The organism is Williamsia sp. (genome assembly GCF_036566845.1).
Lineage (GTDB): Bacteria > Actinomycetota > Actinomycetes > Mycobacteriales > Mycobacteriaceae > Williamsia.
This window is the reverse complement of record NZ_DATCVM010000033.1, coordinates 16793-27557: the sequence shown is the minus strand read 5'-3', so window position 1 is coordinate 27557 and position 10765 is coordinate 16793. Positions and strand designations below refer to the sequence as shown.

Annotated in this window: 8 protein-coding genes and 1 pseudogene; 4 read left to right on the top strand and 5 right to left on the bottom strand. The window is 65.7% G+C overall.

Annotation, left to right across the window (positions count from 1 at the left end; genetic code table 11):
* The 5 genes and pseudogenes from VIQ49_RS02720 to VIQ49_RS02700 all read right to left on the bottom strand — a co-directional run.
* Positions 1 to 152: pseudogene (locus tag VIQ49_RS02720) on the bottom strand (penicillin-binding protein 2); the annotation flags it as partial.
* On the bottom strand, positions 149 to 1597 hold the full coding sequence (locus tag VIQ49_RS02715; RefSeq protein WP_331880471.1) for an FtsW/RodA/SpoVE family cell cycle protein: 1449 nt from the start codon (positions 1595 to 1597) through the stop codon (positions 149 to 151). The gene VIQ49_RS02715 and the pseudogene VIQ49_RS02720, both read right to left, overlap by 4 nt.
* Complete coding sequence (locus VIQ49_RS02710) at positions 1597 to 3069, bottom strand: PP2C family protein-serine/threonine phosphatase (RefSeq protein WP_331880469.1); 1473 nt, start codon at positions 3067 to 3069, stop codon at positions 1597 to 1599. The genes VIQ49_RS02715 and VIQ49_RS02710 overlap by 1 nt, the downstream gene beginning before the upstream one ends.
* Positions 3066 to 3524 (bottom strand): FHA domain-containing protein FhaB/FipA, encoded by a 459-nt coding sequence (locus VIQ49_RS02705; RefSeq protein ID WP_331880467.1) that lies wholly within the window; start codon positions 3522 to 3524, stop codon positions 3066 to 3068. Before VIQ49_RS02705 ends, VIQ49_RS02710 begins: the two co-directional genes overlap by 4 nt.
* A gap of 155 nt (positions 3525 to 3679) precedes the next feature.
* A complete protein-coding gene (locus VIQ49_RS02700; protein ID WP_331880465.1) occupies positions 3680 to 5107 on the bottom strand; it encodes an FhaA domain-containing protein in 1428 nt (475 codons plus the stop codon).
* Positions 5108 to 5409: 302 nt separating this feature from the next.
* On the opposite strand from VIQ49_RS02700, the gene VIQ49_RS02695 reads away from it, so the two are divergent.
* Genes VIQ49_RS02695 through VIQ49_RS02680 form a run of 4 tightly spaced genes read left to right on the top strand, consistent with a single transcriptional unit; the run spans position 5410 to position 10755 of the window.
* Entirely contained in the window at positions 5410 to 7389 is a 1980-nt protein-coding gene (locus VIQ49_RS02695) for a glycosyltransferase family 2 protein (RefSeq protein WP_331880463.1), read from the top strand.
* Positions 7386 to 9638, top strand: a complete 2253-nt coding sequence (locus VIQ49_RS02690; protein ID WP_331880461.1) for a hypothetical protein — start codon at positions 7386 to 7388, stop codon at positions 9636 to 9638. The genes VIQ49_RS02695 and VIQ49_RS02690 overlap by 4 nt, the downstream gene beginning before the upstream one ends.
* Complete coding sequence (locus tag VIQ49_RS02685) at positions 9635 to 9832, top strand: hypothetical protein (protein WP_331880460.1); 198 nt, start codon at positions 9635 to 9637, stop codon at positions 9830 to 9832. The genes VIQ49_RS02690 and VIQ49_RS02685 overlap by 4 nt, the downstream gene beginning before the upstream one ends.
* Positions 9829 to 10755 (top strand): glycoside hydrolase family 16 protein, encoded by a 927-nt coding sequence (locus VIQ49_RS02680; protein WP_331880459.1) that lies wholly within the window; start codon positions 9829 to 9831, stop codon positions 10753 to 10755. Before VIQ49_RS02685 ends, VIQ49_RS02680 begins: the two co-directional genes overlap by 4 nt.
* The last annotated feature ends 10 nt before the right edge of the window (positions 10756 to 10765 follow it).

Sequence of the window (10765 nt, the reverse complement as noted above, 5' to 3'; positions counted from 1 at the left end):
TGCCGCGAGTACTCGTCGAGTAGTACCCGCTGGTTGCGTGGGTCGGCCCGGAGCTTGTCCGCCTTGAAGACCTGGACGTAGGTGGCGTTGACGAGCAGCGCGAGGACGATCACCATGACGGCGGTCACCACGCGGCGGATGGGAATGTTCATGGGCGCTTCACCATCTGGGTGGGAGCCTCGGCGATCGGTGTCGGCTTCTTCTTGGTCGGGTCGGGTTCACGCGCGGCGTTGGACACGCGGAGCAGCAAGGCCACCAGGATGTAGTTCGCCAGCAACGACGAACCGCCGTAGGACATGAACGGGGTGGTCAGACCGGTCAGCGGGATCAGCTTGGTGACACCACCGACAACCACGAAAATCTGCATCACGATGGTGAACGACAGGCCGGTGGCCAAAAGTTTCCCGAAGCTGTCGCGGACCATGATCCCGGTGCGCAGACCCCGGGTGACCAGGATCAGATAGAGCAGAAGGATCGCGGCGAGGCCGGCGAGTCCGAGCTCTTCACCGATCGTCGCGATGATGAAGTCGGTGTTGGCGAATGGCACGATGTTGGGCCGCCCTGATCCCAGGCCGGTGCCGAAGACGCCACCGGTCGCCAGACCGAACAGCCCCTGGCCGACCTGGTAACCCTGCCCGTAGAAGTCGCTGAACGGGTCCTGCCAGACGCTGACGCGCACCTGGAGATGCGAGAACAGCTGGTAGGCGACAACCGCTCCGAGCGCGAACAGGGTGACGCCGATGATGAGCCAGCTGATCCGTTCGGTCGCCACGTAGAGCATCACGAGCATCGTGGTGAAGATCAGCAGCGAGGTGCCCAGGTCCGACTCGAAGGCCAGGACGCCGATGGAGATGACCCAGGCGGCGAGCAGTGGCCCGAGGTCGCGGGCGCGGGGCAGGTCCATGCCGAGGAAGTGTTTGCCGGCGGTGGTGAACAGGTCTCGTTTCGAGACCAGCAGCGACGCGGTGAAGATGATGATCAGGATCTTCGAGAACTCGCCGGGCTGGATGTTGAACAGCGGTGTGCGGATCCAGATCTTCGATCCGTTGATCTCCGACATCGACGACGGGAGGATCGCCGGGAGGGCCAGGAAGATCAGGCCGCCCAGGCCGAGGATGTAGCTGTACCGCGACAACGTCCGGTGGTCGCGGATCAGGATCAGGATCGCGACGAACGCGATGATGCCCAGGACGGCCCACAGCACCTGCTGGTCGGCGTCATGGGTGCGGTCGATGGGGCTGGCGGTCTCACCGTTTTGCCCGGTGCCGAGGTCGAGACGGTGGATGATCACCAGGCCGAGTCCGTTGAGCGTTGCCACCAACGGCAGGATCACCGGATCCGCATACGGCGCGAACCGCCGGACCACGATGTGCGCGAATCCGAACAGGAGCATGTAGGCGGCCATGTACTTCGCGAGATCCCAAGTGAGACTTTGGGATTGGGCGACCTGAACGAGGATCAGGGCGGCGAAGACGATGACCGTCGACAGGCCGAGCAACGCGAGTTCGAAGTTGCGGCCGGTGTAGGTGCGCGATCCGGGAGCCGGGGTCTGGGTGACGGCGCCGGGGCGACCAGGATTGTCGGCTGCCTGTGTCATCAGCGGCCCCGGCAGTTCCCCGGCGGTGGGGCCGGTGTGGTCGACAGGGGCGGCATCGTGCTGGCCGTGCCGGATTGCGGGGCCACGGTTGTGGGCGGAGCCGGTTCCCCGGTCTGCGGCGCCGGTGAGGGCACCGGTGTTGCCGGTTGCGGGGTGATCGCCTCGGTGGCGGCCGAGGTTTCCTCGGGGCACAGCGGCAGCAGGTTGTCCATCAGATCGTTCACCTGGGCCTCGGCGTCGTCCAGCGACACCGGGTCGCGGCCGTCGAGAGAGGCGGGTGCGGTCCCGGTCAGGTCGGAGACCTCGAGCGGCACGCAGTCGGCGGGTCGGTTGCCGTGGTCGGCGAGTGTGACGGTGGGCTCGGCGCTGTCCATGTTGTGGGTGCAGGTGATCTTGCTCAGCTCGTGCAGGCTCAGCCCGAGGATCGATCCGGGCAATCCGCGGTAGACCACCACCTGGCCGTCCGACTGGCCCACGTAGTAATTGGACCGGACGATCGCGCGGCCGACGAACAGTCCGCCGATGAGCAGGGCGATGATGGCCACGCCGATGCCGGCCAGGATCCATTTGCGTCGGGGGTGCGCGGGACGCGGGGTGTGCTCGGGCTCGGTGGTGCCGATCGTCGGGCGTCGGGGACTCTGGGCGGGCGGCCGGAGCGCGGCGGCGCGGCCTGCGGAGGTGCTGGGATCGGGGACGTACTCCTGGTCGTCGCCGCCTGCGGCACCGCCGACGATCGGCCGGCTGTCGCCGTAGTCCACATCTGCGACGTCGGCGATGACCACGGTGACGTTGTCGGGACCGCCGCCGCGCAGTGCGAGTTCGATGAGCCGGTCGGCGCAGTCCTTGTGGTTCTCCACGGACGACATGGTGTCGCGGATGGTCTCTTCGCTGACGACGTCGGACAGACCGTCGCTGCAGAGCAGATAACGATCTCCGGCGCGGGCTTCGCGCACGGTGAGTGTCGGTTCGACCTCGGTGCCGGTGAGCGCCCGCATGATCAGCGACCGCTGCGGATGTGTGTGGGCTTCCTCGGCCGTGATCCGGCCTTCTTCGACGAGCGTCTGGACAAACGTGTCGTCGCGGGTGATCTGGTTGAGCTGGCCGTCGCGCAGGAGGTATCCGCGGGAATCACCGATGTGACAGAGGCCGAGGCGGGATCCGGCGAACAGGATCGCGGTGAGCGTGGTCCCCATGCCGTCGAGCTCGGGGGCTTCGGCGACCTGATCGGCGATCGCCTGATTGCCCCGCCGGGTGGCGGAGTCGAGTTTGGCGAGCAGGTCACCGCCGGGTTCGTCGTCGTCGAGGGGGCGCAGCGCCTGGATGACCAGCTGGCTGGCCACTTCGCCCGCCGCATGACCGCCCATGCCGTCCGCCAGCGCCAGAAGTCGGGCACCGGCGTAGACGGAGTCTTCGTTGTTGGCGCGGACCAGTCCACGGTCGCTCCGCGCGATATAGCGCAACACCAGTGTCACGGGCGCAACTCAATCACGGTTTTGCCCACGCGTACCGGAGTTGCGATGGGGACCCGCACGGCCGTGGTGACTTTCGATCGATCGAGGTACGTGCCGTTCGTGGATCCGAGGTCTTCGACGTACCAGTCGTCGCCGCGGCGGATCAGGCGGGCGTGACGCTCGGAGGCGTATTCGTCGGTGAGGACGAGGGTCGAGTCGTCGGCTCGTCCGAGGAGGACGGGTTGCGTGCCGAGGGTGATGCGGGTGTTGGCCAGTGCACCGTGGGTGACCACCAGATATCGAGCGGCGCCCTTGACCCGGGCCGGGCCCTGGGTCCGGCGTTCGAACCGGGTCGGCGGTCGCTGGCCGGTCGCGGCATAGACATCGTTTCGGATCACCCGTAGTACTGCCCAGATCATCAACCACAGAAGCAACAGAAAACCGACACGCGTCAACTGCAGCACAATGCCTTGCACGTTTTCTCACCTCCTGGGCCAGCCATCAAAGTCCAGTGCATCTTATGGCCCAGTGGCCTCTCCGTTGGTACTCGGATGTGTCACTTGTGCAAAGAAAGTGGGTCGGGTCATACCGGGATCAGCGGCCGGAGCCTCCGCCCGTCGGGTGGTTTCGGTTACTGGAAGCGGACGGTGATGTCGGAGTGACCGACGCGAATCCGGTCGCCGTCGGCCAGTTCCCAACTGCTGACCTGGACATCGTTGACGGTTGTGCCGTTGGTGGAGTTCAAGTCGTTGAGCAACGCGCTTGATCCGTCCCAGCGAATTTCGACGTGGCGGCGGGAGACCCCGGTGTCCGGCAGCCGGAACTGGGCGTCCTGGCCGCGGCCGATGACGTTGGAACCGTTACGCAATTGAAAGGTGCGGTTGCTGCCGTCTTCGAGCAGTAGCGTGATCGAACTCGGCGCGTAGCCGGCCGGTGCCGCGTATGCCTGTCCGGCGTAGCCGCCCTGCTGGTCCGCCGGGGCGTAACCCTGGTCGTAGCCGCCCTGGTGGTCCGCGGGCGCGTAGCCCTGGTCGTAGCCACCTTGCTGGTAGCCCTGGTCGTATCCGGGTTGGGCGTAGCCCTGCTGGCCGTAGGCGGGCTGCTGGTCGTAGCCGCGCTCGTAGCCGCCCTGGTCGTAGCCGGGTTGTGCGTAGCCAGCCTGGTCCGGTGCGTAGCCGCCCTGGTCGTAGCCACCCTGCTCATAGCCGCGCTGATCCGGTGCGCCGGCACCCTGCTGCTCGCCGGAGTAGGCGGCGGGGTCGTAGCCGCCCTGTTGGTAACCCTGGTCGTATCCGGGTTGTGCGGGCGCGTAGCCGCCCTGGTCGTAGCCGGGCTGTGCGTAGCCGCCCTGTTGGTAGCCCTGGTCGTACCCCTGCTGGTCGTAGCCGCGCTGGTCATAACCCTGCTGGTCGTACCCCTGCTGGTCGTAGCCCTCCTGCTGGCTGTAGGCCTGCGGGCCGCCGCCCTGTGGTTCACCGGCCTGGGCCGGCTGCTGGCCGTAGCCGGGAGGCGGATAGGAGCCCTGTTCGTAACCTCCGCGCGGGTCGTATCCGGAGTTCTTGGTCATGGGGTCGGCTCCTACTTGTGGGGTTCGATTCGGTCCTGCGGGGTGCGGCCCTGCCTGTGGACGGGGTGGGGGTGGGCCTATCGGTTGCTCACCGGGTGAGGGTACGGGCATCGGTCGGGCATCGGGGTTGACTGCACCCCGCGCGCGGAACTGACCCGTGTGCAATGTGGGTGAGTGGGCAAACTCCACAACCACTTCGCCGTACGTCTGCCACCCGTTGTCTCGAATGAAGTTATCGAGATGTTTGGAAAAGGTCTTGCGATTCAGTTCGTATTCCGCAGCCATCTCCTGATGGTCGGTCGAACTGACCACCAGGGTGTAAGCGTTCGGCGCCAGCTTGCTGCCGTCGCCGAGGTCTTCGAGGTGGTCCTCGGCCTCACGCTGGAGCGCGTTCTCGACCTCCTGCGGTGCGACCTTTCCGCCGAAGACCCGTGCGAAGCCGTCATCAACGGCACCTTCGAGCTTGCGTTCGATTCTCTGCAGAATCCCCATCACGGACGACCTCCCTCCGAATTGCCAGCGTGTCGACGTGCCAATCGTGCTTTTTGATGATAGCGACTCAACAGTCGCAAGGGCACTCCAGGGAGAACATCTGCACCGTCCGCCTCAGATGTCCCATGATGCCGTCATCTGGACGGACTATCGCGGGGCGCGGGTCCGTACAGGTCAGTGCACGATTCCCAGGAGGGGCCGCCGCCGCACAATTGGGCGAGAAAGTAAACGTAGCCTAAGCTACCAATACCTGTAGCTGGGCTTCCCGGCTTGATCTGACACCGGAGTTTGTAGTGACATCGATGGATACGTCTGCCCCGAGACTTTCAGTGGTCATCTGTTGCTTCGCGGATGAGCGGCTCACGGGTCTCATCGAGGCGATCGACGCCGCTGTCGCGCAGTTGGTACCGGGCGATGAGGTCATCGTGGTGGTCGACCACAACCCGGCGTTGCACAGCGAGCTGGTGAACCGATACGACGCCACGATCAAGGTGATCGAAAACGCCGCGACCCAGGGTCTGTCCGGCGCCCGGAACACCGGCTGCGCACTCGCCGACGGTGACGTGATCGTGTTTCTCGACGACGACGCGCGCCTTCGCCCCGGTTCACTAGGCGCCACCCGCTCCGCGTTCGCCGACCCGGGCGTGGTGTGTATCGGTGGCCGGGTGGTCGCGGATTGGCAGTCGGGTCGGCCCGGCTGGTTCCCCGACGAGTTCGGATGGGTTGTCGGCTGTGACTATCGGGGACTGCCCGCTGACGGTGGATCGATCCGTAACCCCATCGGCGCGGCGATGGCGGTCCGCAGAACCGAATTGGCCGCGGCTGGTGGATTCAGCAACCGACTCGGGCGTGTCGGTGCGGTACCCGCCGGGTGCGAAGAGACATTGATGGGCATCGAACTGCATCGGCAGAATCCGGGGGCCCGGATCATTCGCCACGAGGGCCTGGCAGTGGACCACGCGGTGACCGCCCAGCGGGCCACGGTGCGCTACTTCGTCTCTCGCTGCATGCATGAGGGACGATCCAAGGCCGTCCTTTCCACGATGGTGGGATCGCAGCGCGGACTGGCCGCCGAGCGGTCCTTTGTATTGCGGACCTTGTCCACGGGGTTGTGGAATCAGTTCCGGGCGGTACTGCGCGGAGACGTGCAGGGTGCGTCGCGGGCGCTGATGATGGTCGTCGGACTGGTTGTCACCGCGGTCGCCACGGTGACGACCTCTCTTCTCACCAGGATCGGTGGGTCCGTGCCGGTCCCCGGCGGACAGGATCAGCCTTCCGAGTTGGCGCTCGCGCCCGATGAATTGGTGACGGTGGTGATTCCCACGGTCGGCCGGGAGTCGCTCAAGCGGACCGTCCAGGCACTGCTCGACCAGGATCATGAGCAGACCGAGATCGTGGTGGTCAACAACCGGCCGGGACGCGCCGATGTGGCAACCCTGCTCGCCGGATTCAGCGATCACCGGATCCGGATCGTGGACGAGCCGGTGTCCGGGGTGTCGGCGGCGCGCAATCGCGGTACCGCTGTTGCCGCCGGCCGGGTGGTTGCGTTCACCGACGATGACGCCTTGCCCGATCCCGGCTGGGTGGGTGCGATCCTGGAGACCTTCCGAGCCGACCGGACCGGCCGTGTGGGTGCGGTCACCGGCCGGGTGCTGTCGACGGCGGCGCCGACCCAGTTGCAGAGCTGGTTCGAGGAGGCGGGCGTCTTCGACAAGGGTCCGGATCCGACGGTCTGGTCGATGAACCACGATCCGGCGTTGGACGTCCTCGGTGACTTCGGCCCGCACAATGTCTTCTTTCCCTACACCGCCGGTGAATGCGGTAGCGGCAACAACATGGCCTTCCGCCCCGACGCGCTCGAGTTGATCGACGGGTTCGATCTGCGACTGGGCACCGGCACACCGGCGCGTGGTGGTGAAGACCTCGACGCGTTCCGGTCACTGCTCCTGCGCGGGGGCGTCATCGCATACAACCCCAAAGCCGTTGTCTACCACTATCACCGGGACAACATCCCGGATCTGCGGGATCAGAGCTACGGCTACGGAACCGGGATGGCGGCCTCGCTGACCAAGCTGGCGTTCAGTCGCCGGGGTCCGGCGATCCTGATCCGCCTCCCGGTGGGTCTGTATCGGCTGCTGGCCCCCAACTCGGCCAAGAACAAAGATGTACCCTCCGAGTGGCCTCTGCAGCTGCGCCTGATCGAGGTCTGGGGCTACCTGGCCGGTCCGGTGTTGTTCGCACGCAGCCATTTCCATCACCGCAGCGTCGGCACCCGGCGATGACGGCGCAACTCGACCGGCCTGCGCCCTGGCGACCGGGTCCGGTCAAGGCGTTGTCGACCACGGCGAACCGGTATCCGTGGAATCCCCACCGCGGCCTGCGGTTCGCGGCCGGCCTGGCGGTGGCTCTGCTGCTGCTGAATCTGCTGGTGGCGGCGTCTGCCGAAGACGTGATCCCAGCGGCCCTGCGGGTCGTGCTGGTGCTGGTGGGTATGGGTGTACTCCCCGGCCTGCCGCTGGTCACGATGCTTCGCATCCCGGCGCGGTCGGTCTCGATCGCACTGGTGATCGGTGTATCCCTGGCGGTGAACATCCTGGTGACCCAGTGGGTCACGGTGGCGCAGTGGGGAAGTCCGATCTGGACCCAATTCGGGCTCGCCGCATTCGGGCTCGCGATGTGTGTCGTGGCCGGCGCCGTGGTCCCGTCCGACACGTCGAGTGTGGACAACCAGATCCTCGCCGCACGATCGTGGTCGCGACGTCGGTGGGTGCACCTGAGCGCACTCGCGGTGTCGACCGGTCTCTTCGTGTGGGCGGCACTCGATCTCGACATCGATGCCGCCGGCCACTTCGGGATCATCAGCGCCATCACCCCGAGCTTTGTACTGGGACTGGTGGTGCTGGCGGTGGTGCTGGCGTCGAGCCTTCTGGCCCGCCGTGTAGATCACCTGACGATGGCACTGGGCACCGTGCTGCTCATCACCTACAACACGATGCTCGTCGCGGCGGCAACCGGTCAGACCTCAGTGCCGACAGCGTTTGTCCACCGCGGCTTCGTCGACGTGATCGCCCAGGGTGGTCAACTGCCCGAGAAGGTGGATGCGCGATTCAGTTGGGCCGGGTTCTTCTCGGCCGCAGCCCATCTGGTGGAGGTCACGGGGATATCGGGCATCGGGGGACTGCTGGTCTGGGCGCCGCTGGTCACCGGTGCGCTCCTCGCGGTACCCCTCTACGCCATCGCGATCGTCATCACCGGCCGGGTTCGACTGGCCTGGACTGCCGTGGTGCTCTACCAGTTGTTCAATTGGTATCAGCAGGATTACTTTGCACCGCAAGCGATTGCGATGTACTTCTACACCACGGTGGTGGCCACTTTGCTGTGGCAGCTGCGGTACGCGCCGCTACCGCGGCTCGGCCGTCCGAGTCTGCGGTCGTGCCTCGCGATGGTCCGGCGCACACCGGGCCGATTGCCGGGCTTCGGCCCCGCTCGTACCCTGGCGGTCGCCGGCGCTCTGCTGCTGCTGATCACCGCGAACACGGTGACTCACCAGATCACGCCGATCCTGCTGATCGTGGCCCTCGCCTGGTTCTCGCTGCTGGGCGCAACCAGGTACCGCACGCTCTGGCTGGCGGCGGGACTGGTCTTTGCCGCCTGGTTCAGCTACGGCGCCTCGGATTTCTGGCTCGGCCATCTGCAATCGCTCCTCGATGAGGTCGGGCAGGTCGGCAACTCGGTGAACCGCGGTGTCGGACAACGACTCAACGGTGATCCGACCTACAAGCAGATGCAGTATCTGCGCATCGGCGCCTCGGGCCTGTTCGTCCTGGTGGCGTTTGCCGGCTGGCTCTGCTTCCGCCGCAAACGCACCTGGCTGATCGGTGCCGCGCTCTGCGGTTCACCGTTCCTGCTGGTCGCGTTGCAGAGCTATGGCGGCGAGATGCTGATCCGCTGCTTCCTGCTGGCCTCGCCGGTGCTTGCACCATTCGCGGCGATGGCGCTCGCCGTGGTGTTCCATCGGGTGGGTGCGATGACGTGGTTCGGATCGCGTCACCGCCGCGAGGTCGCAGGACTGGTGGTCGCCGCGTCACTCTTGTTGGTGTTCGGTCTGATCGGGACGACGAACCGCGGGCTGAACACCGCTTTCGAGGCTTCGACCAACGAGGACGTCACGGTGACCGACACGTTCATGGCCGATGTCGCAGACGACGTCACGGTGATGTCGTGGAGCTACGCGCCACATTCGGTCGGTATTCGGCGAACGCTGGATCCGGCCGGACCGAAGTTCGGCTTCATAGACTCCTACCCGTGTCTGGACAATCTGTCGGCCTGCGCGCTCGATCGTGACCCCGACTACATCTACATCACCGAACAAGGCAAGGGAATGTTGGAGCTGCAGTACGGATTCGACGAGGCGGAGCTCGATCGCCAGATCGCCCTGATAACGGACAGTGGCCGGTATGTCACGGACGTGCAGGACGGCAGTGTGTTGATCCTGCGCCGCGACGATGTCGCGAAGGTCGCTCCGAAATGAGCCCAGACGTACTCTTTTTCGTCCTGGCGGGTGTGCTGATCATCGCCGGTGCGGTGCTTCGTGAACTCGAGGTACCCGTGCTCGGGTCGATCGGTCGCGGGAAACGCGGATGGTTGCTGACTGCGGCGATCGCGGTGACAACCGTTGGTGCCGCGGCGTTCACCCTCCAGCGGCTGATCGAGATGGCCCTGTGACGCGACGCAGTCGCAGGTACGCGCAGGGAATCGGAGCGGTCGCGCTGTCCATGGTGATGGTGGCCGGTTGCGCCGCCGAAGGCAGCAGCGACGTTCCGCAGGCTGATCTCGCATCACCATGTGCACCGGAGGATTCGCCCAGTGGCGTGGCACCGCCGGCCGGGAACGAACAGGGCTGGACCCTGCGCTTCACCGATGACTTCAATCGGTGTGACCTGGGCGATGATTGGAGTACCTACAACGGGCAGCCCGGCGGTAATCCGAACAGTCGCTGGGATGCCTCGATGGTCACTCTCGACAAGGGTGTGCTCGATCTCGGGGCAGCGCGGCAACCGGACGGTTGGGTCACCGGAGGGGTCTCGAATTACCCGGTGACGCAGCAGTACGGCCGTTGGCTGGTGCGGATGCGGGCCGACCCGAGTGCCGACATCTCGTACCACATGTTGTTGTGGCCTCAGGATGAATCCTGGCCTCCCGAAATCGATTTCGCCGAGAGTGTCAGCGGTGACCGGTCGGAGATGTCGGCGTTCCTGCATTGGGTCGACGTGGACGGAGGCAACGCCAAGACCAACGCCGAGACCGGCGGGGACTTCTCACAGTGGCACACGGTGGGTGTCGAGTGGGGTCCGGGCATCGTCCGGTATCTGCTCGATGGGCAGGTCTGGGCTCAGGCCAACTCCGACACAATGGTTCCGGACACCCCGATGTGGCTGGCGCTCCAGGCCGAGGCCGGCGCCTGTGAACGTCGCCTCGACTGGGGCATGACACCGTGCACCGGCGTCGGTGAACTGCATCCGGACGAACTGTCCGTCGAGATCGATTGGGTGGCCGTGTACGGCGCAGACATGCCGGTGCTCGAGAAGATGTATGAGCGAGGCGAATTCGATCCGGGACCGGCGACGATCGAACTGACCGACAGCTAGTTTTCGACTC

What these genes read in the sequence shown, in the direction of transcription:
- VIQ49_RS02715 (WP_331880471.1), bottom strand. Translation starts at nt 1,597, where the DNA reads ATGACACAGGCAGCCGACAATCCTGGTCGCCCCGGCGCCGTCACCCAG.
- VIQ49_RS02700 (WP_331880465.1), bottom strand. Translation starts at nt 5,107, where the DNA reads ATGGGGATTCTGCAGAGAATCGAACGCAAGCTCGAAGGTGCCGTTGAT.
- VIQ49_RS02695 (WP_331880463.1), top strand. Translation starts at nt 5,410, where the DNA reads ATGGATACGTCTGCCCCGAGACTTTCAGTGGTCATCTGTTGCTTCGCG.
- VIQ49_RS02690 (WP_331880461.1), top strand. Translation starts at nt 7,386, where the DNA reads ATGACGGCGCAACTCGACCGGCCTGCGCCCTGGCGACCGGGTCCGGTC.
- VIQ49_RS02685 (WP_331880460.1), top strand. Translation starts at nt 9,635, where the DNA reads ATGAGCCCAGACGTACTCTTTTTCGTCCTGGCGGGTGTGCTGATCATC.